Source organism: Flavobacterium anhuiense, assembly GCF_004151235.1.
Taxonomy (GTDB): Bacteria; Bacteroidota; Bacteroidia; order Flavobacteriales; family Flavobacteriaceae; genus Flavobacterium; species Flavobacterium anhuiense_A.
This window is the reverse complement of sequence record NZ_JUIV01000005.1, coordinates 79397-105601: the sequence shown is the minus strand read 5'-3', so window position 1 is coordinate 105601 and position 26205 is coordinate 79397. Positions and strand designations below refer to the sequence as shown.

Genomic DNA, 26205 nt, shown 5'->3' with positions numbered 1-26205 from the left:
AGTGACAAAGCTGAGAAATAACCTTTGTGAACTTTGCGAAAAAAACCTTCGTGTCTTTGCGTTAAAAAAACTCTAAGCTAAAAGCCTAAAACTAATAAAAATGAAAAAATACCTAATTCTTTTGCTGCTTACAACCATAAGTTTTGCGCAGCAAAAAACATTCACAAATCCAATTCTGCCGTCTGGTGCAGATCCTTACAGCACGTATTACAAAGGTTATTATTACTATACCAATACATTGGGAAATAAATTGGTTTTATGGAAAACAAAAGACCTTTCGGATATTAAAAATGCAGAAAGCAAAGTGATTTGGACACCGCCAAAAAACACCAATTATTCGGCAGAAATCTGGGCGCCTGAATTTCATGTCATCAACGGAAAATGGTATTGCTATTTCGCTGCAGATAATGGCGATAACAACAATCACAGGATGTATGTTTTAGAAAATAAATCTTCAGATCCGTTTAAAGGGAATTTTGAATTCAAAGGTAAAATCGCTGCCAAAACCGATAAATGGGCAATTGACGGAAATGTATTCGAACATAAAAAGCAGCTATACATGATTTGGGCAGGCTGGGAAGGCGACAAAAACGGTCAGCAGAATATTTACATTGCCAAAATGAAAAATCCGCTTGAAATTGACGGCGACCGTGTTATGATTTCTGAGCCAACACACGATTGGGAAACACATGGCGCTTTGCACGATGACGTGAATCCGCCGCAGGTAAATGTGAACGAAGGGCCTCAGTTTTTAGAGAGAAATGGTAAAATCTTCGTTGTTTTTTCTGCTAGCGGATGTTGGACCGATTTCTACGCTTTAGGATTGCTGACTTTCAACGGCGGAGATAATTTGTTGGACGCTTCTGCTTGGAAAAAATCCCCAGAACCTATTTTCAAACAATCAGAGAAAAATAAAGTTTACGCGCCTGGACATAATTCGTTCTTTAAATCTCCTGACGGCAAAGAAGACTGGATTTTATATCACGCCAATTCAAATCCAGGCGAAGGCTGCGGCAATAAAAGATCACCAAGGATGCAGAAAATTGATTGGGATGCCAATGGATTTCCAGTTTTGGGTGAGCCAGTCAGTGAACAAACGTCATTGGCTATTCCATCAAAATAAAAAAATAATCGGAGGATGAGATTGCTTCGTTCCTCGCAATGACATAAAAAATGAAAAATATTCAAATTGCTGCAATTTTGTTGCTTGTTCTTTTTCAATTTAACTGTAAAGACAATAAAAAGGAAAATGCGGTTTCAAAAGAAAGCTCAGAAATCAAACCAGATTCAGTAAAAACGGTTTTAGAGGCTAAAAACTTCGATACCATAATTGATGGTAAAAAAGTCGGTTTGTATTGGATTGAAAATAAAGATGTGAAAGCTGCATTTACCAACTATGGCGGGCGATTAGTAGGTTTATGGGTTAAGGATAAAAACGGAAAATCAACCGATGTTGTGGTCGGAATGAATAGCGTAAAAGGTTTTAAAAACTCAACAGAGCCTTACTTTGGCGCTACAATTGGAAGAGTTGGCAACAGAGTTGCATTAGGCAAGTTTGCGCTTGAAGGAAAACAATATCAGATTCCACTTAATAACGGAAAAAATGCTTTGCACGGTGGTGTAAAAGGGTTTCAAGACGTTGTTTGGAATGCTGAAAAGACTAATGAGAAGAGTTTGGTATTTACTTATGTTTCGCCAGATGGAGAACAAGGCTTTCCCGGAAATTTAAATGTAAAAGTAACTTATTCAATTACAGATGATAATGCTATTAGGATGGAATATGAAGCAACCACGGATAAGACAACGATTGTTAATTTAACTAATCATGCATTTTTCAATCTGAATGGAGAAGGAAGTGGAACGATTTTAAATCATGAATTGCAGATTTATGGAGATAAATTTACACCAGTTGACGAAGGTTTGATTCCGACTGGAGAATTGAAATCGGTAAAAAATACGCCGTTTGATTTTACTTCAAAACATACCATTGGTGAAAGAATCGAAACCAAAGACGAGCAGTTGAAATTTGGAAAGGGTTACGATCATAATTATGTGCTAAATACCGATAAAAAAGACGGATTTGTTCATGCAGCCACGATAAAGGGAGATGTTTCAGGTATTGCTTTAGATATTTACACAAAAGAACCTGGATTACAGTTTTATAGCGGAAACTTTATGCAAAGCAAAAACACCTTTAAATCAGGTGCTAAAGATGATTTTAGAACTGCTTTTGCCTTAGAAACACAGCACTTTCCAGATGCGCCAAATCAACTAAAATTCCCTCAAATAACATTAAAAGCAGGAGAGAAGTATCACACCGTTTCTTTATATCAATTTTCGACTGAAAAGTGATAAGTTTTGAGTTGAAAATTTGGAGTTAGAAAACGTTATGGGAAAGACTTTTTTTTGAAAAATAAAAAATGAGTTTTTTGAAGCTAAATGACGAATTTTTAACAAAATTTGTATCATAGAGTTTTTCTATAGTAGCTGTTTAACTAGTTGATTTTTAGTTTTTAAATTGAATTAATTAAATAAAAAGTTTAATAATGGAAATAAAAAAATATTTTAGTCTATTAAGTCTGTTTTGTGTCTTTATTTGCTGTTCTCAAGAGAAAGAAACGGCGAAAAAAACGCTTTCAAAAGAGAAACCGATCTTGTTGGCAGATCCAACGATTTTTTATGAAAATGGAGTTTATTATTTGTACGGAACCACAACGGGAGATTTTCCTAATGGAGAAGGTTTTCAGGTGTACACTTCTTCCGATTTAAAAAAATGGAATGGTCCATCTGGTGCGCAAAATGGTTTAGCATTAAAAAAAGGAGATGCTTACGGAACAAAAGGTTTTTGGGCGCCACAGGTTTTTAAATACAATAATAAATTTTATATGATTTATACCGCCGATGAGAATATTGCCATCGCCAGCAGCGATAGTCCGATTGGGCCATTTAAAAGCGATTCTAAGGCTCCAATGTTTAATTTGGGCAAACAGATCGATCCTTTCTTTTTTGTTGATCAGGATGGCAAAAAATACCTTTATTACGTGCGTTTGACTAACGGTAACCGAATTTTTGTTGCAGAACTGAAAGATGATTTGTCTGGAATTAAAGAAGAAACGTTGAAAGAATGCATTTCTGGCGTTCTTCCTTGGGAAAATACTCAGAATGTTTCTTGGCCAGTTACAGAAGGGCCAACGGTCTTAAAACATAATGATTTGTATTATCTGATTTATTCTGCAAACGATTTTAGAAATCCAGATTATGCAGTAGGCTATGCAACAGCTAAGAGTCCGCTTGGGCCTTGGGAAAAAGCGACTGATAGTCCGATCATTAGTAAAAAAGATGTTGGAATTAATGGAGTAGGTCACGGTGATGTTTTCTATGATAAAAACGGAAAAATGAAATATGTGCTACATTCTCACTTCAGCAATAGCGGAGTTTCGCCACGAAAAGCGGCAATTATTGATATTGATTTTGAAGGAAATAAAATCAAAGCAAATGCTAAAAGTTTTGTTTTGCTGCAAGAATAAAAGCTTTGTGATTTTAGAGTTGATAACGGAAAAAGAGATGCTTTGGCATCTCTTTTTTTTGTTTTATGAAAGAAGAAGTTGCAAAGTGTTAATAGAGATATAATTTAAAACGTTGCTTATTTCGCATCAGATTCGTACATTGTTCCAAAATACAAATCATGACTAAAAAAATAGAAGACTTAATTCCGCATCGTGCTCCATTTCTTTTTGTTGATGAAATTATTTCTTATACAACAGACACAATCATTGGTTTAAAGATGTTTACAGATAAAGATGCCTGGCTTCAGGGCAGTTTTCCGGATTTTAATTTTGTTCCGGGAACTATTTTAATTGAGGCTATGGCGCAGTGTGGAGGTGCTGGAATAAAGCTTTTAGGAATCGCAGATGGCGTTTTCGGATTGGTGAGCTTAGATAAAGTGGAATTTTTTGGAGGCGTTGAGTTTAACAAACTGGTTAAATTTGTGGTAAAAAATATCCGTACGAGCGAAAAAATTATCAAACAATCGGGCGAAGCTTTTGATGAGGATAAATTGATTATGAAAGGCGAGTGGATGTGTGTGAAGCTGCAGTGATTAAGAGAAAAGAGAAAAGAAGCAAGAGAAAAAGACTTGATGCTTGCTAGAATAAAGATATTAGAAAAAAGAAGCGTCCTGAGAGTATTTCTTGGGACGCTTTTCTTTTACATTTTTGTGATGATGAATTCGCTTCGGCGGTTGACTTGGTGTTGTGCTTCTGTGCAGGGAACTCCGTTGGAACAGTTGTTGATTAATTGTGTTTCTCCATAACCGATTGCGCTTTCTATTCTCTCGGGGGCTATTCCTTGAGAAATTATATAATCTCTTGTGGCTTTTGCTCTTCGATCAGATAGCTCAAGGTTGTATTGGTCATTGGCACGCGAGTCGGTATGCGATTCGATTTTTATAACAACTGTGTTATACTGAGTCATTAAAAGAACCACTTTATTTAATTCTATTGCAGCATCATAACGTATATCGGATTTGTCTAAATCAAAGTATATGATTCCGATTTTTATTTTTAAAACACCATTTTCACGAGCAATTAAAGCTGGATCCAAGCCAACAAGAGCTTCTGTTTTTCCTGAACTGTTAGCTGTAACAATTGCTTTCGTACTGCTGTTGTAATTTTCTTTTGAGACTTCGACAGTATAAGGTGTATTGCAATTTACGTTGTTATTAAAATCGTATTTTCCGTCAAGCTGAGAAACGGTTTCTGCTACTTTTATTCCGTTGGCATTTTTTAAAGTGACCATAGCTCCAGCAATTCTATTGTTTGAAATGGCATCATAAACATAACCGCTTATAGCTTGGTTGCAGGATCTTTCAAAAGAATAAATATCGTCATCGCCTTTTCCTGTTTTTCTGTTGGAAGAAACAAAACCTCTATTGGTCGCTTCGTTTACGATGTAGCCAAAATCATCTCGATTGCTATTTAATGGCGCACCAAGATTGGCAGGCGCACCAAAAGTGCCATCTGTTAATCGGCTTTCAAATACATCTAAGCCTCCCAATCCTAAAAATCCGTCAGAAGAGAAGTAAAGTGCTTCATCTGTGATATATGGAAACATTTCACGGCCAGTTGTATTTATTTTTTCGCCCAAATTTTTAGGTTCAGAGAACTGATTGTTGCCTAAAATATCCACTACGAAAATATCTGTAGAACCAATTGTTCCCGGCATATCAGAAACAAAATACAGTTTTTTTCCGTCTTTGCTAACCGAAGGATGTCCAACTGAATAATTGTCGCTGTTAAAGGGCAGTTCTTTTACATCTTTCCAAGAAACGGTTCCATTACTGTTTTCTACAGCTGTAGCAGAAAAAATCTTAAGATTATTGATGCCTTTGCTGTCACGTTTCAATTTTCCGTTATAATTATTTCGGGTGAAATAAATCGTTTTTTCGTCTGGAGAAAAAGCTATGCAGGCTTCGTGATATTTTGTACTGATGTCTTTGCCGAAGCGTTCTTTAAAAGTGACATTCGACTGCGTTTCGCTGATTTTTCCTAACTGCATATTGAGATAAGGCTGATCGTTCCATCCATATTTTTCAGTTTTATAATATGAAGAATCAATTGTGGTAGAGTAAACCAAATCTCCTTTATAGAACATCGGACCAAAATCAGAATAAGCAGAATTAATGTCTAGGTTTTCAAGTAGAAAAGAAGGTTTTATATTTTCAATGTCTTCTAGAGTCACATTTTTAAGTGAAAAGTTCTTAGCTCTTGGATCTGTTGATTTTTGCTTTTCAGCAAAGGCTTTCATCCATTTTTTCGCCAAATCATAGTTTTGAATTCCTTGCAATGACTGTGCATAACGAAACAGGTATTCGGCAGAAACTTCATTGGGATATTCAGCAATTAGTTTGCCGTACCATTTTGAAGCGCTGGACATTTTGGTGTTAAAATAGTAAGCGTCTCCAAGCCGTTGCAAGGTTTCTTTAGAAGCATCTCCATTGCCTACAGAAAGCTCGTAGGATTTTGCGGCTTCCACGTAATACATCTTATCAAAAAGAGCATCGGCAGTTTTGTTTTTGGTTTGTGAATAAATCAGCTGTATAACCAATAATGCGAGTATAGTAATTGTTCTTTTCATAGACTATCCGTATTAAAAGAATCTTGGTGATTTTAGTCCTTTTTTACGTGAAACCAGTTCAAAACGAAGCATGATTTCATGCGTACCGCTATTATAATTCTGCAAAGCGGTTGTAGTATAATCGTAAGCATAACCAGCCATAATCATTGGCGTAATCTGTATTCCGACAAGTCCACTTACAGAATCTGAAGTACGATAAGAAGCTCCGAGCGTCAATACATTATTGAACATGAAATTGGCTGAGAAATCGGCAATCATTGGCGCTCCAGCAACATATTTTACAAAAACGGCAGGTTTGAATTTGGTATGCGCCGAAAGGTCAAATACAATACCTCCAATAAGATAAACGTGTATTCTCTGATTGACTAAATCTTCGCTGATATCATCATAAGTGTATCGTTCTCGGGTCATGAAATTCGGAATAGAGACTCCTATATAATCTCTTTCTCCATGCCAATACAACCCAGCGCCCACAACAGGTAGAAATTTGTTGGTTATGTTTTCACGAAATTGCACATCTGGATCTTTATAGCTTCCTTTAGACCAATCGATATTGATGACGCGCCCACCGCCTTTTAGACCAAAGGAAAGTTTGTGCGTTTCACCAGATTTAATGGTATAAGAGAAGTTAGCATCTAAGTATTGCTCGTCCGTTGGTCCGATTTCTTCATTTACAATTGAGATTCCAAGACCGACATTTTTTCCGAGAGGAGTGTCTAATGAAAAACTTTGAGTATCTGGAGCGCCTTCAATACCAACCCATTGCGTTCTGTAAATTCCTGTTATGGCCAAATGTCCTAGAGAACCTGCATAAGCTGAGTTTACGGTCATTGTATTATACATATATTGCGTGTATTGCGGGTCCTGCTGTGCAAAGGCTCCACATATCGAGAATAGAGTAATTATCGCGAAAACCTTTTTTATATTTTTAATCATAGCCAATTCTATTTTGGTTAATCCTATTCTTAAACTTTTCTTTTCTAAATGGGCTTATTTAAGGTAAACCCATCCAGAGGTTTTTTTAGATCCGTCTCCTAAATCAAGAATATAGAAATAGGTGCCTTCAGGAAGCGTTTTGGCTGAGCCATCAGCTTTTCCATCCCAAGTATTTTTATAGCCTTTTTGGTAGTAAACCAAATTACCCCAGCGGTTAAAGATTTCCAGCTGGTTATTAGGATATCTTTCGATACAATCGATATAGAAGAAATCATTTTGGCCATCATCATTTGGTGAAAACTCATTGTAGATTTTCAGACAGTTTGGCGAAACAGTTGCGCTATCCTGATTGTTTGCCGAATTGGTGTCTATCTGATCGAGTTTTGTCAAATGTGCTGTGTTCAGATAATCATTAAAATCGACAACTTTAACGGTTAAAGTCAACGTTTGAGAAGCTCCAGTGTTAATTGATGGAATATCCCAGATGCCCGTTTTAGGATCATAAGTTCCTAATGTTGCAGTTGAACTTACAAATGAGTATCCTTTTGGCAGCGCATCCTGAACTTCTACATTTGTGGCGGTTATACTGCCTCGATTTTCTGCTGTAATGGTAAAGATTACCTGAGAATCCATTGGCACATCGGTTTTATCCACTTCTTTGTTGATGGCTATGTCAGTAGCAGGGATATTGATAAATTCAGAATCTTCATCGTCTTCGCTTTGATCTCCATTATCATTATTTGGAGTAGAATCTGGGTCAAATTGATTGCTTGCGGTCACCTGAGCAATATTGACATAGTCAACACTTTCTAATCCAAGCGGATTGGCAACAGTTGCTTGATAGGTTAACGAAATGCCGCCAACAGGAACTGTTAGGTTTACCCATTTTATCATATTATTGCTGAAAATACCGCCATTATTTATGGCAGAAATATTCTTGTATCCTAGCGGTATAATATCTTCGACTGCAACTCCTGTCGCTGTACTTGGTCCATCATTATTAAGCTGTAACGTGAACGTTACTACTTCGTTTACATTTGCATTTTTATTGCTGACCGTTTTTTCAAGACTTAAATCTGCAATCGCAACATTGATTGTCAAACTGTCATAATCATCTTCGGTTTCAACTCCATTATTTGGCGTCGAATCTGGATCGGGCAGGTTACTGGCAATTACCTCGGTAATGTTTGTAAATTCGCCTGCTGCACCTGTGGGCTTGTTCACTGTGGTGTAAATATCCAATGACTGATTGGTTCCATTTGGAATATTGCCAACGTTCCAGACTCCAGTAATATAGTTATATAAACCGCTTGTTGGACTGCTAGTCTGATAGGTGAATCCAGGCGGTAAAAGATCTTTAACTCTTACGCCAGTCGCATCTGCAGGACCATCATTAGTAACGGTTACAGTGAAAATAACTGTTGAGCCAACATCATATACTGCGTTTTGATTTAGCGCAGTTTTACTGATAGACAAATCTGCCATTACTATTACAGGCGTAACAGAAATACTGTCATAATCGTCTTCTGTAGTAACACCGTTGCCAGGTGTACTGTTTGGATCAAATTGATCAGCGGTCATGATTTCTGCTGTGTTTAGATATTCATCTGGCGTGCCTGTCGGACTTTTTACAAAAACATTTAACAAAAGCGTATGACTATTTCCAGGCAGGATAACACCAGGATTCCATTCACCAGTCGTGCTATTGTAGGCTCCAGAAGTAGAATTATAAAATACATAATCATATCCAGACGGCAACACATCTTTTACTGTAACTCCAGTTGCGTTGCTTGGACCTGAATTGGTCACTGTGATTGAGAATGAAATCTGAGATCCAACAGCTGGACTTAGATTGTTATTGATTACTTTTTTCTCAAGAGATAAGTCGGCTAGCGCAGGAACTGGACTTAGCAATATTGAGCTAATATCGTCTTCATCTGGTGCATTATTATTTGGAGTTGAATCAGGATCTAATTCATTAGAAGCATAAACTTCGGCTACATTTTGATAAACTCCTGTTGTATTGACTTTTGCGCCTATTAGTAAGGATTCTGAAACTCCGTTTGGTATTGTGCCGATATCCCAAATTCCTGTTGTGTTATAATATTGTCCCGCTGTTGAGCTATAAACTACATATTCATAACCGCTTGGTAGCATATCAATTACTTTTACTCCAGTTGCATTTTGTGGGCCACTGTTTGTTACGGTTATTTCGAATGTAACAGTTGCTCCAAAAATTGGACTTAAGTTTCCGCCAACAACAGCTTTAACAAGGGATAAGTCAGCCATTGGAACAATAGGGACTGTTGTTGCTTCGGCGTAATCGTCTTCTGTTGTTACTCCGTTATTAGGCGTTGAATTAGGATCTGGCTGTGCACTTGCTGTTACTTCGGCAGTGTTTAGATAGTTTCCTGTTGGTTTTACAGCAGCGGTTATCTGAAGGACATGAGAATCTCCATTAGTTATTGAACCCACATTCCATTTTCCAGTGGTATTATTATAAGTTCCTTTAGTTGAACTGTAACTGATAAAAGAATAACCGTTTGGAAGTAAATCTGTTACTTCAACTCCAGTAGTGTTTTGCGGACCTTTATTGGTTACTACAATTTCAAAAATGACTTGCGAACCTATAAGTGGCGTTGCATTATTTACAGTCTTGATTAAAGATAGATCTGCTGCTTGTCCTATAGGAGAAACAGTGGCTGTTCCATAATCATTTTCAGTAGGAACTCCATTGCCAGGTGTTGAATTAGGATCAGGCAGAGCACTTGCAGTTACTTCGGCAATGTTAACATAATTTCCTGTTGGATTGACAACAGCAGTTATGCGTAATACTTGCGAATCTCCGTTGAGTAATGATCCGATAACCCATTTTCCTGTTGTCGCATTATATATTCCTTTTGTAGAACTATAATTGGCAAAAGTGTATCCAGAAGGCAGTAAATCGGTAACTTCAACTCCAGTAGTGTTTTGAGGGCCATTATTTGTTACGATTATTTCAAAAATAACAGATGAACCTGCCAATGGCGTTGCATTGTCAACCGTCTTAGTTAAGGATAAATCAGCTGATTGTGCATTTGGAGTTACTGTTGCTGTTGCATAATCGTCTTCTGTTGTAACACCATTGTTTGGTGTTGAATCAGGGTCAGGAAGTGCACTTGAAGTTACTTCAGCCACATTTACATAATTTCCTGTTGGATTTACTACAGCTAAAATCTGTAACGTTTCTGATTTTCCGTTAGGCAAATTTCCCACTGTCCAAACACCCGTTGCAGGGATGTAAGTTCCTGTCGAAATAGTGAAATTAGAATAAGTATAGCCGCTTGGCAGTAAATCTGTAACCGTTACCCCTGAGGTATCCTGTGGGCCACTATTAGTGACAACTACTTCAAAGGTTACTAGTGAACCAACTAGCGGATTACTATTATTTACTGTTTTGGTCAATGATAAATCTGCAGATTGTGCTGTCGGAGTAATAGTTGCCGCACCATAATCATTTTCAGTAGGAACTCCATTATTTGGAGTGGAATTAGGATCCGGAAGATCGGCTGCAGTTACTTCTGCAATATTTAGATAATCTCCTGATGCATTTACTATGGCTGTAATTTGCAACGTTTCAGATTCTCCGTTTGCTAAATTGCCAACTGTCCAAAGGCCTGTTACTGGATTATAAGTTCCTCTAGAAAGGGTGAAACCACTATATGTATATCCGGAAGGCAACAAGTCGGTTACTTGAACTCCTGAATTGTCTTGCGGTCCGCTGTTAGTTACAACAACCTCAAAAGTTACTTGGGAGCCGGCTAGAGGCGCAGTATTATTTACTGTTTTGTTTATTGATAAATCAGATGATTGCAATACGGGAGTAACAATCACTGCTGCATAATCGTCTTCTGTTGTAACTCCATTGTTTGGAGTTGAATCTGGATCTGGCTGGCTGCTGGTTGTTATTTCTGCAGTATTGACATAATTTCCTGCAGCATTAACTACAGCGGTTATCTGTAAAGTATGATTTGATGCAACAGGCATACTTCCAATAGACCAAATTCCTGTTAAAGCATCATAACTTCCAGCTGTTGCAGTGTAAGATGCATACGTGTAGCCTGAAGGCAATAAATCGGTTACTGTTACATTATCTGTGGCTTGCGGTCCTGCATTGTTTACCTGAAGGCTGAAAGTTACTTGAGAGCCCACAAGAGGTGTAGCATTACTTACTGTTTTAGCTAACGATAAATCGGCAGATGTTGCTATTGGCGTTGTTGAAGCTTCTGCATAATCGTCTTCAGTTGTAATACCGTTATTCGGAGTCGAATCTGGATCAGGCTGACTGCTGGCTGTGATTTCTGCACTATTAGTATAATTTCCTGCTGCATTAACCAAAGCTGTTATCTGCAAAGTATAAGAATCTGTGACAGGCATATTTCCAACATCCCAAAGCCCTGTGCTAGGATCATAAGTTCCAGTTGTAGCGCTGTATGACACGTATGTATAGCCCGTAGGGAGCAAATCTGTAACGGTAACACCGTCTGCTTCTTGCGGACCTGAATTCGTTACCTGAAGGCTGAAAGTTACTTGAGAACCTACAAGTGGAGTAGTATTGCTCACTGTTTTGGTTAGCGATAAATCTGCTGACGTTGGAATCGGTGTTGTCGTTACTTCTGCGTAATCATCTTCTGTCGTAATTCCGTTATTTGGCATTGAATCTGGGTCGGGAAGATTGGCAGCAGTTACTTCGGCTTTATTAAGATAAACGCCGCTTGGATTAACTCGTGCAACAATTTGAAGCGTTTCAGAATCGCCAGCCACTAAATTGCCGACTGTCCATATTCCTGTAGCAGTATCGTAAGTTCCTGTTGAAACTGTAAATCCTGTAAAAGTATAACCAGACGGAAGCAAATCAGTCACTTGCACGCCAAAATTATCCTGAGGCCCATTATTGGTTACCACAATTTCAAAAGTAGCAATTGATCCTACTAAAGGTGTCGGATTGTTAACTGTTTTGGTTAATGATAAATCAGAAGATTGCGGAATAGGAGTAGTGGTTGCCGTTCCGTAATCGTCTTCAGTCGGTACTCCGTTATTTGGAGTCGAGTCAGGATCAGGAGTATCACTGTTGGTAACTTCAGCAATATTAGTGTAATCTCCTGTTGGGTTTACTATAGCATTAATCTGTAATGTTTCAGATTCGCTGTTTCTTAATATGTCTAATGTCCATAAACCGGTTGCATTATCATAAGTTCCACTCGTTGCATTAAAATTGTTGAAAGTATAACCAGAAGGCAATAGATCGGTTACTTGAACAAGCGCTGCATCCTGCGGTCCGCTGTTTGTTGTTATAATGGTGAAAGTAACCATAGAACCAACCAGCGGGGTTGCATTGCTAACAGATTTTGTCAATGATAAATCTGCCGATGGCGGAATAGGAGTTACAATAGCATTGTCTTCATCATCCTCGCTTTGATCTCCATCGTCATTATTAGGCGTACTATCAGGATCGGGAAGATCACTCGCTGTAACTTGCGCAATATTAAGATAATCGCCTGTAGACAGTACTTTTACATCCAAAATAAGAGATTCAGAAACGCCAGAATCAACAGTACCCACACTCCATATACCGGTCGTACTGTCGTACAAACCAGCAGAAGAGCTATAATTTACATATTGATAGCCTGAAGGGAGCAAATCGGTTACTTGCACACCAGTTGCATTATTCGGGCCGTCATTCTTAATAATAAGTTCAAAAGAAATCTGACTGCCTACTACTGGACTTGTATTGCCAGCAACTACATTTTTAACCAGAGACAGATCAGCAGAAGGGCCTACAAAAGTAATTTCAGCGTCATCTTGATCATCTTCAGTAGGAATATTATTATTTGGGACACTGTCAGGATCTGGCAAATCGCTGGTTATTACCTCGGCAACATTAAGATAACTGCCTGATGGATTGACTATAGCGCTAAAAGTTAGATCTATATTTGAATTTGCTAAAATATATAAGTTTCTCCACTCTAGTGTGGCTGTAGCCACCTGATAGGTACCGCCGTTTGATACAGAGCCAGGAACTAAAGTATAGCCGACAGGAATAATATCTTTTACGCCGACTCCAGTTGCATTTCCGGGGCCTAAGTTGCTTACATTTATCGTAAAGTTAACCTGTTCTCCTGCCGCAGCCGAGGTAGGGGTGACGGATTTAGTAAGCTCCAGATCAGCTTGTTTTAGAGAAACCGAGGCTGTGGATATATCATCCTCTGTTGTAACACCATTTCCAGGAGTACTATCGGGATCGAGCTGATGTGCAGTCTGAATTTCTGCCGTATTAAAATAATCGTTCATTGATGTTACGACATTTACTTTAGCAGTAATCTGTAAGGAAAGCGTATTTCCGTTGTTCAAATTGCCTACATTCCAAATGCCTGTAAGACTATTATATTTTCCTGCTCCATTATCGCTTACGTAGGTATAGCCTGGAGGCAATTTATCTGAAACCGTTATTCCGGTTGCATTATTGGGTCCGCTGTTAGTCACTGAAATGGTAAAAATAACATTGTCATTTATGCTGACCGTAGTAGGAGAGACGGTTTTTTTAAGCGATAAATCGGCTACATCGAGAACTACTGTAGCGCTGTCCTGATCATCTTCGGCAGGATTCTGATTATTTGGCGTACTATCTGGATCAAATTGGTCTGAAGCAATAACCTCTGCAGTATTTACATAAGATCCGCCAGAAGGTAATATAGTGGCTTTGAATGATAAGTTTAAAATGCTGCCGCTAGGAATTGTTAAACCACTCCATGTAATAGTATTGTCGCCAACATTATATATTCCTGCAGAAGTGACAGATCCCGCAACAAGTGCAAATCCTAATGGTATATGGTCACGTATTGCAACATTTGTAGCCGTTACAGACCCGCCTAGTGCATTGTTGTTAAAAACATTTATATTAAAAGTAACCACATCGCCAGCGCTTCCTGTTGTAGGGGTTACTGTTTTGGTTAATTCAAGATCTGCGACAGCCAATATTCTAAGAGTCATTGTGTCTGATGAAACGGCACAATTTCCGTTTGTTACGCTCCATTGCAGTGTATATATGCCAGGAATGGTTCCTGTTACAGCTGTTGTTGGACTAGTAGGATTGGTAAATCCGATTGTACTCGGGCCTGAAGTCTGAGTCCAGGTTCCTGTGCCGACTGTTGGAGCAACCGCATTCATATTGATAGTTGAAAACTGAGGAACGATCTGATCTGGTCCTGCATTGGCAGTTGAAGGCTGTTCGTATATGGTTACAAGAACCGTATCCTCAGAAAAACATCCATTTAAATTGGCAGTTGTAACCGTCCATTTAAACTCATAAGCGCCAGGTATAAGTCCTAGCATTAAGGAATTTTCATTATTTGGCGATGCTATGCCAGCCGAATTTGGACCAGAAACCTGTGTCCATGTTCCTATACCTGATGTTACTGCAACCGCATTCATAGTGGCGCTGGTAGCATTACAGAGTTCTTGATCAGGTCCCGCGTTGGCTATAGATGGCGGTACATCATTAAAAGTTATTTCTACCTGATCTGATGTAGGCTGACATAATGAAGGATTCGTAAATGGACCATTAGTCACGGTCCATGTTAAGATATAAGTTCCTAAAACATTAATATTTGATAAAGTAGTAACTGGGCTGTTTGGATTGTCAATTACAGCATTTCCTCCAGGAGGCTGAGAGAAAAAGGTCCATGTTCCTATACCTACTGTTGGAGGAACTGCCGCCGTTTTATAAGTAGTCTGACAGGCAACGGTATCGTCTGGACCTGCATTGGCCGTACTTGGAGGCGCATTCATTTCTATTCGGACAATATCAGAAAGAGTTCGGCAATTGTTGCTTTGAAATACCCATTCGAGAATATAAAGCCCAGGAACAGTTAAATTTGAAACCGTTGTCAATGGCGCTGATGGAGTGTCAATAACCGCGACACTTCCTGATGGCTGATAGACAAATCGCCATTCAAAGGTTGTAACATCTGGAGGAGGAGTATTTCCGCTCATTGTAGCAACACCTCCAACATCACTAATACACAGAGTTTGGTCTGGTCCAGCATTAGGGTCAATGCTAGCGCCACTAAAAATAGTAATATTTACAGAATCTGAAGTTCCAGTACATGTACTGCCATTTGGAAATGTAGTGGTATTGGTGGTGAATGTAAATACATAATCGTTTCCGGGAACTACAGTTGCATTGGCAATGTAGCTATTTGATGGAGATTGTGTGATTATAACATCAGCAGGGTTTCCTGTTGTACTCGTCAGTGACCAAGTTCCTGTTGAATTTTCGTTGGCTATAAGCTGTACACTTGTAACATCACAATAGGTTTGGTCTTGTCCCGCATTTGCTGCTGGGTCAACCACTACGACTACATCATCAAAACTGCCTGGGCATAAAAAGATGCTTTTTGCAGTTATCGTCCATCTAAATGTATATGTCCCTGCTATAAGACCATTAATTTCGGTATTCGGATTGGAAGGCTCTACAATTAGAGGCTGATTGGGTGAACCAGTAAGTACAGACCACTGGCCTGATTCGAAAAAGCTATCATAGGCATTGCCTGCCATGGTAACTGTACTGTTGTTGCATATATTTTGATCTGGACCTGCTGCAGCCTGATGCGGAGGAAGTCCGATAGTTAGATTGATATCATCAAATGCCTGACCGCAAATACCGGCATCAACTGTCCATCTGAAAATGTAATATCCACTGTATGAGAAAGTAAAAACAGCATTTGGATCATGAATATCACTTATAGTGTAATTCCCGACGCCAGAAATTCTGCTCCATGTGCCTGTTGATCCGCCACTTTGTGTAGCAGCCATTGTTACCGTATCGCCGCATGTTTCCTGATCTGGACCTGCATTAGCAACTGGAGGAGTTTCTGCAACTGTCACAGATACGCTACTTTCGCTCGGAAGACAGGTTCTAAACCTTGAAATGATTGACCATGTAAAAATATAGGTTCCATTTCCGGGAACGGTCACCATTGTATTCGGATCATTTGCGTCTGCAATAACAACCCCAGCTGATGGCTCTACAGTCCAAGTACCAAAATCAGTTAGTACTGGTGTATTGCCGCTAAGATTAAAAGTGGTTGTGCCTGAAGAATAACAAGCGTCTGGTCCTGCATCTGATGTTGTGGGCGCATTGTTATTATTCGTTATAATTGTTACGGTATCAGAAACGGATCCACCGCAAGAAGGTCCTGGATGCGAATAAGCAACTGTCCATTGCAATTCATACGTGGAAGATGGCGTTAGAAAGCCAGATGCAATGGCATTCGGATCATTCACATCTGAAAAAGTAATTGTATCTGGACCCGAAACTTGGCTCCAGGTTCCGAATTCGCCAGCTGAAGCTTGGACAGCCGTAAGGGGTACTTGCGAACCAGCACAAGTAACTTGGTCAATTCCAGCATCTACATCGTCTATAGAACTGTCAGAAACGTAAACAGTTACTGTTGCCACTGAAAAACCACAGGTAGCACCGCCTCCTTTTGTGATGTATTGGAAGACATAGGTTCCAGAAATAAGATTGCTAACTGGTGTATCGACTGCAAAATTATCATCAATTACAGCTGTGTTGGGACCGCTGAGCTGACTCCAAAAATGCAAGCCGTCATCTGTGCTTACTCCAGAAAGAATAGTAGAGGTGTCTCCACAAGGCAGACTAACATCAGTTCCTGCATTTGATGGAGTAGGATCTCCAGAAACCAAAATATTAAGAGTGTCAAAACCGAAATCACATTCAACAGCTAGAGCTCCAGTTTGTTTCCTGATAAATTCAACTGTATATTCTCCGGGAGCAGTAAGTGTTAAGGTTAGAGAATTTCCAACGTCTGTCAAAGCAGTAGGAAATGGCCCTAAAGGAGAGAGTGGAGGACCACTTACAATACGGTATTGATTGGAACCAGTTCCAGTTACCGCAAGCGGAATTGTGAATACCGTTGCGTTACAGCTTCCAACAATATCTTTACCATCATTTGCTACAATCGTTCTAGTTGCGCCATTATACTGTACAATATAATCCTTGGTAAAAATACAACCTGTATTATTGTTTGTAAGAGTATAACGGAAACGATACGGATCACCTCCTTGAAAAATATTGGTTACCAATGTTGTAGGATTGTTTGGCGATACAATTACGGCACCACTGTCACCAGAAATTTGAGACCAAGCAACAGTTTCGCCTGCATACAAAGGCGATTGTGCAACAAGAGTAACCTGATTTATGGTATTATCGCAAAAATAGATGTTTTCGTCTCCGCCTGGCAATTGCGTTACATCCTGAGTTGCAGGTGGTACAGTAATTACAACTGTATCATTTCCAGAAGCACAAGGTCCTGTGACAGTCCATCTGAACGTATAAGTTCCTTCAACTAAATTTGAAACACTTGTATTATTTGCATTTGGATTATTTATAGTTGGCGTATTTGGTCCGCTCACAAATGTCCATTGTCCATTTTGTCCGTTAAGACCGCAGCCGCCATATGTAGCATCTAAATTTGTCGATTGCGTAGTAGTGTAACAATTGCTCAAAGTCTGATCTGGACCTGCCGAAACAGGTTTTACACCACCGTAATTGGTTACCGTTATCTGAGATGTGGTTCTGCATCGCTGTCCAGGAGCATATTCTGGCCCCTCAATAACCCATTGCAGCGTTGTAACACCGCAACTTGTTGCAGGCAGACTGATTGTTGAGGTAGCGAGATTTGGAAAATTAATTACAACTCCAGCATTATTTGCTCCTACGATTTCCCAATATCCTGTTTCTCCTGTATTTTGTGGAGTGTTTGCAATAATCGCTAATGTCCCGTTATTATTTGGACAGCTTGCAATATTGGCACCAGCATTAGCTTTTGTTATTGGTTTGACATTAACAACCTTATCCTGATAGGATGCAATACCGTCGCTACAGGTTGCGCTGTATCTAAAAATATAAGTATTGCCTCCCGTATAGCCAGAAACTGTTGTACTCATACTTGTTGGCGAATTGATAGTTACAGCTGGACCCGAAATTTGTGTCCATTTTACTGTACCGATAATAGGGCTTGGATTGTTGCCCGTTAAAACCAATGCGTCGGTTTCACAAATAGTAACATTCAATACTCCTGCATTTACAGAGCAGTTTTGTGCATTGGTTTGAAAAATTGAAAGAAAAATTAATAGGGCAGCAAAAGCCAGTTTTTTTGATAAAGTGCAAATTCTCCAAGAAATATAAAATTGTGCCATAAGCAATCCGGAATAAAAAGGCAGCACAATAAATTTATAACTACCTTAAATTAATAAATTGATTTTGAGCATTAATCGTAGTTAAGATTTGAAATTGATTTGAGGGTTACTCAAATTTAAAGAAAGATAGTCATGAAATTTTTTTTTGTATGTTGCAGATTATAAAATGAAACACAAAAAATAGATTTTGGAACAATAAAATGTGTTACAGTAGCCTGAGCAAGCGTTTCTCTGAAAGTTGAATCATGCTCATTTTTTGAAAAACATATTTGTAGAACAAAATATTTAGAGCGAAATCCTGTTCTTGAAACCTAAGAAAAGCTCTTAAAAGAATTTGTGAAAATGATATATAAAAGAAAAAGAATTGCCTTTTTGAGGCACCCCTTTTTTGATTAAATAATTCTATAAAAGTTAAAAAGCTTCACCGATTCTAAAATAAACTCCCCAATCTCCTTTACCAACTGCACCATCTAAACCGACATTAAATTTTGATTTTTTGAAAGGGTTGTATCGGTAGCCAACACCGCCACCAGGATAAATTTTCCAATCAAAGCTTGGAGTGTCAGAACCGTAAATTGTTGCAATACCAAAAAAGCCAACAAGGCCCATCTTTTTCGCAAAGTTATAACGGTATTCTCCTTGAACATCCATTAGTCCAGCACCTCTATATTTTCCTTCAGAATAACCACGGATGTCTGTTCCGCCAATTGTGCTCTGCTGTTCAAACGCTACATTTCCAAGACCGAATTTGCCATAAATACGCGCGGCAATAACATCTTTACCTTCTCGATTTGGAATGTATTTATTGGCTTGAAATGAGATTCTATTTGATGCCAATTCGTTGTCTAAAAAATCAGGATAAGTAGACCAATCCAATTTAATCTTGTATCCTTTCGTTGGATAATAAACAGCATCTCGAGTATCATATAATAGATTTACAACCAAAGCATTACTATGTGATACAGAAGAAGGAGAAATATTATCTTCATAAACTGTATTGTAATGTGAGTAAGTATAAGAAAGTCCGCCATAGAATTTACCAACTATTTTGCGCTGGCCTCCAACGCTTACGACAGTTATTTTGGTTCCGTAATCATAAAAATCAGGCTGATCAATATCATCCACATAAAACTGCGAATTCTGATTTCCATTAAAAAAGAAAAACTTCAAACGCCATTTGTCTTCATTCAAATACCATTTGTTAAAAAAGGCCAAAGCATACGATTTATTGGTCGTATAAATGGCAGACATTCCCGATAATGATTTGGGAGAAATAGTATCGGCTTGATTCACTTTATACATTGCCATCGGAATTGCGCCAAACATAAAATCAAGATTTCGATTATAACTTAGATAAGGCATTACTCGCAGTTCAATTTTCTTTTCTTTTTTCGGAATAGAATCGGCTGTTTTTTGTCCGAAAGAAGAATGCATGAAACTAGCAAATAAGAATAGGAGTAGAAAATGCCTCATGGTATAAATTTATTTGGTGAAACTTATATTGGCGAAGAAAGTGTTTTTCGGGTATTTGTAAATTTATGTAAAAAATATAAGCAATTGAAATAAAATGAATTAAGATTAAATTGTTTTGCTAAATATAGAGAGTAATCTTTCTAAAGCATTTTCAGAATGAAGCTGCTCTCCATTTCTTAAAGTATTTTCTAATGCAATCGCGGCTCTTTCCAGCATTCGTTTTTCAAAGTGAGAAATGGCAGTTTTCATATCCGGAAACTCATTATTGGTTAAACAATCGGCCAATTCAAAAGCATCTAACAAAGCCAAATTAGCACCCTTTCCAGCAAAAGGAGGCATTCTATGCGCTGCGTCGCCAATCATAGTCAAATTTTCCTGTGTTTCCCAAGATTGGTTAAACGGAAAATAATATTGCGGACGTGGAATAAAATACAATTCGTTGCTTTTAAACAACTCATTCCATTCAGAACTCCAATCTTGATAAACTTCTTTAAACCATTCAAAAATCTTTTGATTGTTTTTAAAATCTAAATCATTTTCTGAAATCCAGTTTTCGGGAATTTTACTGCTAAGCAAAAACATCAGAGAACCATCTCCTTTTGTGCCATACATAATGGTTTGTTCTTTTCCTAAGGCAAGAACTTTTCCGCCTTTCGAAAACTCAAAAAGATGGGGAGCATTTTCTTTTGCATTGTAAATTGTTCCTTCAATCATGGTAATGCCAGAATAAATTGAATTTTCTGCACTTATATATGGACGGATTTTAGAATTTGCGCCATCTGCGGCAATTACCAAATCTGCATAAATGGTAGTTCCATTCTTAAAATGCACTCGCCAACCTTCATTTTCTTTTTCCATAGCAGTAAATTGGCTGTTCCAAACAATTGAATCAGGAGAAAGAGAATTCAATAAAATGTTTCGAAGCACTGAACGATCTATTTCTGGACGAGGTTTTGAAATGTCTTGAAGTGAATTTGAATTGTTTTCCTCTGAATTTGTTTGTAAAGACTCTTTTATAATGGAATGTTCATCAAATTTCAGATTAAAATTTTGATCAACAATTCGGGCTTTGCTGGCGTTTGGTCTAATGTTTTTATAAAATTCATCCAATAAGTCAGCTTGTTTCATGGCTATTAAACCCGAATCTTCATGTAAATCTAATGGAGAGCCTTGAACGCGAACTTCAGAGTTGAGGTCTCTTTCGTAAACTCTTACATTATTATTATGTAATTGTAAAAGACGGGCCAACATTAAACCGCCCATTCCGCCGCCAATAATGGCAACATGTTTATTTTGTAGTAACATAGTTTTGTATTTAAAATCTATGCCACAAAATTATTTGGATGAAAGAGCAGATAATAGTATAAATCGGTCGTTTTTGTTTTGAAATAATTCTCTCGGAAGTGAACCCGAAATCTTCTTGATCTCTTTAATAAAATGGGTTTGATCTGAAAAATTCTCTTCGGGAAACAATTTTCCTTTTGCAATATGTTCCAAAGAAGCGCGAAAACGAAGAATAGAACAATATCCTTTTAATGAAACTCCAAAATACTGATTAAAATATCTGTTGATTTGACGGCTGCTCCAATTTGAATTTTCTGATAATTCTTTTACCGTCATATCTCCGTTAGTTTCATAAATGAGCCTAAATAGTTTTTGCTTTCTAGTATCAATTTCTTTTTCTAATAAAGAGCTAATTTTTAAAGAAGCTTTTGCGCAGAATAATTCGAAATCTTCAAGATCATCTTCATTAAAATCCCAAAAATTATTTGCAAGCAGTTTTCCAGAATTTAAAAGATCTGAAATGCTTTCATGAAAAACATATTCAACAGCAGGAAGTTTAAAACTGATTGTAAAAGTGAGACTATTGGCGGGAATTTTTCCTTTTTCGTATTGCTGCGTTCCCAAACCTAGAAGTCTGATTTGAAAAGAAGTTTCAGCGGTTTTTATGAGTGACAAATCTATTCGACCGTCTGGAAGGCCAATTGTTTCTAAAGTTTGATCCGATTTATTCTCCATACGCCAAAAACTATCCACAAAATCTGAAAGGTTTTTGTTGGGCTTAATGGATTGATATGCTAAATCGTGAATCATTTCATCAAATTTAAAACGAAATTATGCAATTCGCCACTCATTTTTGTAAAGAAAGAACAGCTCTAAAAGGCTGTAAAGACGTTTTAAATTTCAAAAAAAGGACGATGAAAAACTTAACATTGGGTAAATGTTTGATTTTTAAATGAATACACTCTGTTTTTTGTACTCACAAAAAACTTAACATTGGCGAATGTCTTTTTCAATCTATCTTTGTTTATTATTTTTTGATGTTAATTTAATGATTTAATAACATTAAAAATTAGTTTAATCCAAAATAAATTTAATTAATCTCTTAAAATTAACAGAATAATGACAAAAGAAGTACTTGCTAATGAAATCGATCAGGAAGTAGAAGCTGCTCCAGTTGTTTCAAACGAAGAAAATGAACAGCAGGAAACTCCGACATCGGAAGCTGAATCGGCTGTAGAAATTTCAGAATCAAAACCAAAACCTAAAAGAGCTCCCAAAAAAGCTGCAACTGAAGAAGTAATAGAAAATAAAGAATCGGGAGAAGAAACGGTATCTGAAGCAGAAGCTGAAACATCAGAAGAAAATGAAGATCAGCCAAAATCTAAAAAAAACAAAAAAGTGAAAGACAAAGAGAAAAAAGAAAAGCTTAAAAAGAAAAAAGCTACAGCTAAGAAAAAAGAAAAAGCAAAAGACAAAAAGAAGGAAAAGGCGAAAAAAGCAAAACTAAAAGCGAAAGCTAAAAAGAAAGCCAAAGCAAAAAAAGCTAAGGAGAAAGCAAAGGCTAAAAAAATCGCTAAAAACAAAGCAAAACGATCTAAAGCTAAAAAGAATAAGAAGAAATAATAATTGTGAATTGTGAATGGTTAATTATAAATTTTCCAAAGCAATCACAGTAGAATTATAAAGCCACAGATTACAGGATTAGCACAGATTTTTAGAAATTGAAATCATTTTAATCTTTTAATTTGTGGCTATTTTTATTTAAATCCTGCGTTTTAAAACTCATAACTTACAATTTACTGCTTTCTGCTTTTTTCTTTACGGTAAGTTTGTCAATTTTTTGAAGAAATTCAGAATCAAATTCAGAATAAGCCCTTAATCTATATTTTTCGTCTCTAATCTTCATAACTAGACGAATTTTCTGCACCATCATCCAAATAGGTTCGTAACGTTTATGTCCTAAAAGATATTGAATTCTAAGTATGGATAATCTTCTATGTGAAAGTGTCATCAATTCGATACAGATCATCCAATATCGAACAGGAAGATTCGAATTTTCCATCACAGTTCCTGAACGGAGACTAGTACGGCTGCCGCATTTACGGCATTGAAATTTTAAGTCGCTCTGTCTGAAAGAATGCGCATTGTGGCCACATTTCCTGCACAAAAGGCCGTTCTCTAAACGTTTGTTTTTGAGCACTTCAATACAAGTTGCTTCATCAGAATATTTTTCAAAATAAGCGCGTAATTCCATTTATACCAATCCCTGTTTACGTTTCGAAATATAAAATATTTTGAAAGAAACAGGAGCATTTTGTATAAAAAATAAAAAGGAATATTCTGTACTCAGAATATTCCTTTTTACAAGAGGTAAAATTGTGTTATAATTTAGCTACGATTTCTTTTTTGTATTTATTAAGGATAGATTTTGTCATACCTAAATTAGCTTTTGTAGAATCTACAGCCAAGTAAATGAAATATTCCTGATTGTCAGATACATCAATGATGTGAATTTGAGAACTTAGTGTAATCATGATATTATCAATTACCTGTCCTTGTAGTCCTAAAGCTTTAATGGCATTCATTTTTGCTTTAACTACTTCAAGATTGTAAGCTGATGCCAATTCGGGATCAAAATCTGACACTACAGATTGAGAATAGTACGACATACCGCTTGCAATTTCAGCTACAGAAACTGCGATGAACCCTGGGACGTTCTTTTTTAGGTCTTCCCCAAATTGCGTTAAAAAATCAGACATAATGTTAGAATTTTAGTTGTTGTAAATAAGATTGAATTGTTTTGGATAAAAACAAAATTAGGGATACAATATTATTTAATTATCCGCAATGCGTACCTTTTTTTGTATATAATTAAAAAATAATAGAAGCTTCGTAAAATCGGTTTTTTGTGTTTACCAAACTAAATTGCGTTTTAGTTTGAAAATGAAATGTTTAAACTAAAAATGCTTCTGAAATAGTGCTGTAACACTATCTCAAAAGCATTCTGAATTAAGCAAAAATTAATTTTTTACTTGATTTCTGTTATAAATTCATCATGTGGAGTTCTCACTTTTTTCAAGTTTACAAGCCAATCGTTCGAATCGTCTCTATATCCTAAAGGTAAAACTAAAACACTTTTTAGTCCAAGTTCACTTAAACCTAAAAGCTTGTCTACTTCTGCAGGAATAAAACCTTCCATTGGAGTTGCGTCTACTTGTTGTTCCGCAGCTGCGGCAATAGCTACACCAAACGAAATATAAGCTTGTTTTGCAGCGTGGTTAGCGTGCCATTCTTGACCAAGAGGTTCATACATTCCCCAAAGTCTTTGTTTGTACTCATCCATTGCATCGGCAGGAATTCCTCTTTCAGCAATTGTTCTGTCAAATACAGCAGAAATCTTCTCTAAACTGTAGCCGTCCCAAGCAGCCCAAACCAAAACATGAGATGCATCAGTTACTTGGCTTTGGTCAAAACTCACAGCTCTAAGCTTTTCTTTTAATTCTTTGTTAGTGATTACAAAAATCTTGTAAGGCTGTAATCCAGAAGAAGATGGAGCTAGTTTTGCAGCTTCAAGAATGTAATCTACTTTTTCTTGCGGAACAGCTTGTCCGTTCATTTTTTTTGTAGCATAACGCCACTTTAATGCATCTATTAAGGCCATTTTTCTTTATAATTAAAATTTGTATTCAAATGTAAAAACTTTCAGTGTATTTTTGTCATCTGATTACCAAAAGTAACTGTAACATTGAGGTAACCTATCAATAGAATATGATAAAAGAGCCCATACACGATAAAAAATCATGCAATCAGCATATTATGGCAGTGCATGACGCCATGTATATTTTAAACGGAAGATGGAAAATTTCTATTATAGCATCACTTTGCTTTAATACTTTAAGATTTTCTGATTTATTAAAGGAAGTTGAAGGGATTTCAGGAAAAATGCTGAGCAGAGAATTGAAAAATCTCGAAGAAAATCAATTGGTAACACGAACTGTTTTAAATACACAGCCCATAACAGTTGAATATCAATTAACAGAATATGGGCATACCTTAAAAGAAGTGATTGATTCTCTAGCAAAGTGGGGGCATAATCATAGAAAAAAGATTACGGGTAAAGAATAAACTTAACTTTTTTGTTCAATAGCTCTCTGAAAAAGGCTTTGTCTAGTCAGATTTTGTTCTGCTTCTTCTATTGCTTTAAGCAGGTTGTTCTGAGTATTGGTGATTTCGTACAAAGTTTTTCTCATAATATCCCAAACGGGCTGCATTTTAGTAACCAGTTCTTTGCCTTTTGGTGTTAAGATAATCAATCTCTTGCGTTCGTCTTGTTTGTCTTTTTTAGAACTAATCATTTTTTCCTTCTCCAGCTCCTTTAATAAACTAATGGTTGAAGGATGGCTGTAACCAATTTCATTAGCAATTTCAACCACGCTTAGCATTTCTTTTACATGCAGCGTGTAAATTACAGGAAACCATTTAGGTTCAAAATCAATATTAAAATAAGTATAAATCTGCGCGCCGTCTTTGCGAAATTGTTCGCTAAGACGCTGCAGACGTGTTGATATGGCTAAGATGCCAATTTCGTCAATTATATTCATTTTTATGGATTTAATTTTAAATGACAAAAAACATTATCAGGTTTCATTAACGGAAAATCGGCAGGAAGCGATTCTTTTTGTATTCTAATAAAATTATTCTTTTCATAAAAGCGCAAAGCAGCCTCTAATATAGAAACCGTTCCTAAATATAAGTCTTTAATTCCGTTTTCTTCACTGTACTTAATTAATTGTTCCAATAACTGTTGCGCAATATTGAACTCTTTTCCTCGGAATTCTTTCTTTACAAACATTTTTCTAATAGCTGCGCCTTCTTTGCTAAACTTTACCAAAGCAATTGTTCCAACAAGTTTTTGGTCTATAAATGCGCCAAGAAAAATGCCGCCTGGTTTATAGTAGAAGTTTTCGATATCCAGTAAATCTGGCTGATCTTCTAAAGTAATCGAAACGTTGAATTCTTTTTGCTGAATGTTTAATATTAGATCTACGATTTGGTTTTCGCACTCATTTTTTATTGGCTGAATCTTCATGATAATTTCAAAAATTAAATATGAGT

The 26205-nt window shown here is 37.1% G+C and carries 16 protein-coding genes and 1 pseudogene; 6 read left to right on the top strand and 11 right to left on the bottom strand.

Annotation, left to right across the window (positions count from 1 at the left end; translation table 11 throughout):
• Positions 1-100 precede the first annotated feature (100 nt).
• The 4 genes from NU08_RS09040 to NU08_RS09025 all read left to right on the top strand — a co-directional run bounded on the left by NU08_RS09040 (position 101) and on the right by NU08_RS09025 (position 4099).
• Positions 101-1123 carry a family 43 glycosylhydrolase gene (locus tag NU08_RS09040; RefSeq protein ID WP_129746814.1) on the top strand — a complete coding sequence of 341 codons (1023 nt, stop codon included), beginning with the start codon at positions 101-103 and terminating at the stop codon, positions 1121-1123.
• Positions 1124-1173: 50 nt separating this feature from the next.
• Entirely contained in the window at positions 1174-2352 is a 1179-nt protein-coding gene (locus tag NU08_RS09035) for an aldose epimerase family protein (RefSeq protein WP_129746813.1), read from the top strand.
• Positions 2353-2546: 194 nt separating this feature from the next.
• Positions 2547-3527 (top strand): glycoside hydrolase family 43 protein, encoded by a 981-nt coding sequence (locus NU08_RS09030; RefSeq protein ID WP_129746812.1) that lies wholly within the window; start codon positions 2547-2549, stop codon positions 3525-3527.
• A gap of 158 nt (positions 3528-3685) precedes the next feature.
• Positions 3686-4099: a 3-hydroxyacyl-ACP dehydratase FabZ family protein gene (locus NU08_RS09025; RefSeq protein ID WP_129746811.1), complete on the top strand. Its 414-nt coding sequence runs from the start codon at positions 3686-3688 to the stop codon at positions 4097-4099.
• Positions 4100-4206: 107 nt separating this feature from the next.
• On the opposite strand, the gene NU08_RS09020 is transcribed toward NU08_RS09025, so the two are convergent.
• The 6 genes from NU08_RS09020 to NU08_RS08995 form a co-directional block, all read right to left on the bottom strand.
• The gene (locus NU08_RS09020; RefSeq protein ID WP_129746810.1) at positions 4207-6135 is read right to left on the bottom strand and encodes an OmpA family protein; all 1929 of its coding nucleotides are present in this window, start codon (positions 6133-6135) and stop codon (positions 4207-4209) included.
• A 12-nt stretch (positions 6136-6147) separates the two neighbouring features.
• Positions 6148-7071, bottom strand: a complete 924-nt coding sequence (locus NU08_RS09015; protein WP_129746809.1) for a type IX secretion system membrane protein PorP/SprF — start codon at positions 7069-7071, stop codon at positions 6148-6150.
• 54 nt (positions 7072-7125) lie between these two features.
• Positions 7126-18333 (bottom strand): PKD domain-containing protein, encoded by an 11208-nt coding sequence (locus NU08_RS09010; protein ID WP_129746808.1) that lies wholly within the window; start codon positions 18331-18333, stop codon positions 7126-7128.
• Positions 18334-18744: 411 nt separating this feature from the next.
• Positions 18745-19806, bottom strand: coding sequence for a BamA/TamA family outer membrane protein (locus NU08_RS09005; protein ID WP_129746807.1), 1062 nt, complete (start codon positions 19804-19806; stop codon positions 18745-18747).
• A gap of 105 nt (positions 19807-19911) precedes the next feature.
• Positions 19912-21111 (bottom strand): FAD-dependent oxidoreductase, encoded by a 1200-nt coding sequence (locus NU08_RS09000; protein WP_129746806.1) that lies wholly within the window; start codon positions 21109-21111, stop codon positions 19912-19914.
• A 30-nt stretch (positions 21112-21141) separates the two neighbouring features.
• Positions 21142-21900: a helix-turn-helix domain-containing protein gene (locus tag NU08_RS08995; protein ID WP_129746805.1), complete on the bottom strand. Its 759-nt coding sequence runs from the start codon at positions 21898-21900 to the stop codon at positions 21142-21144.
• Positions 21901-22209: 309 nt separating this feature from the next.
• Here NU08_RS08995 and NU08_RS22440 point away from each other — a divergent pair, with 309 nt between their 5' ends.
• Positions 22210-22713 carry a hypothetical protein gene (locus NU08_RS22440; RefSeq protein ID WP_207214063.1) on the top strand — a complete coding sequence of 168 codons (504 nt, stop codon included), beginning with the start codon at positions 22210-22212 and terminating at the stop codon, positions 22711-22713.
• A gap of 178 nt (positions 22714-22891) precedes the next feature.
• Here the strand turns inward: NU08_RS22440 and NU08_RS08985 are convergent.
• The 3 genes and pseudogenes from NU08_RS08985 to NU08_RS08975 form a co-directional block, all read right to left on the bottom strand.
• Positions 22892-23344, bottom strand: a pseudogene (locus NU08_RS08985) (transposase); the annotation flags it as partial.
• A 127-nt stretch (positions 23345-23471) separates the two neighbouring features.
• Positions 23472-23849 (bottom strand): hypothetical protein, encoded by a 378-nt coding sequence (locus tag NU08_RS08980; protein WP_129746803.1) that lies wholly within the window; start codon positions 23847-23849, stop codon positions 23472-23474.
• Positions 23850-24118: 269 nt separating this feature from the next.
• Positions 24119-24751: a nitroreductase family protein gene (locus NU08_RS08975; RefSeq protein ID WP_129746802.1), complete on the bottom strand. Its 633-nt coding sequence runs from the start codon at positions 24749-24751 to the stop codon at positions 24119-24121.
• Positions 24752-24858: 107 nt separating this feature from the next.
• Between NU08_RS08975 and NU08_RS08970 the strand changes: the two genes are divergently transcribed.
• Positions 24859-25215: a winged helix-turn-helix transcriptional regulator gene (locus NU08_RS08970; RefSeq protein ID WP_242502517.1), complete on the top strand. Its 357-nt coding sequence runs from the start codon at positions 24859-24861 to the stop codon at positions 25213-25215.
• 2 nt (positions 25216-25217) lie between these two features.
• Here the strand turns inward: NU08_RS08970 and NU08_RS08965 are convergent, their stop codons facing one another.
• Positions 25218-25691, bottom strand: a complete 474-nt coding sequence (locus NU08_RS08965; RefSeq protein WP_129746801.1) for a MarR family winged helix-turn-helix transcriptional regulator — start codon at positions 25689-25691, stop codon at positions 25218-25220.
• A 2-nt stretch (positions 25692-25693) separates the two neighbouring features.
• Positions 25694-26179, bottom strand: a complete 486-nt coding sequence (locus NU08_RS08960; protein WP_129746800.1) for a GNAT family N-acetyltransferase — start codon at positions 26177-26179, stop codon at positions 25694-25696.
• Between the last annotated feature and the right edge of the window lie 26 nt (positions 26180-26205).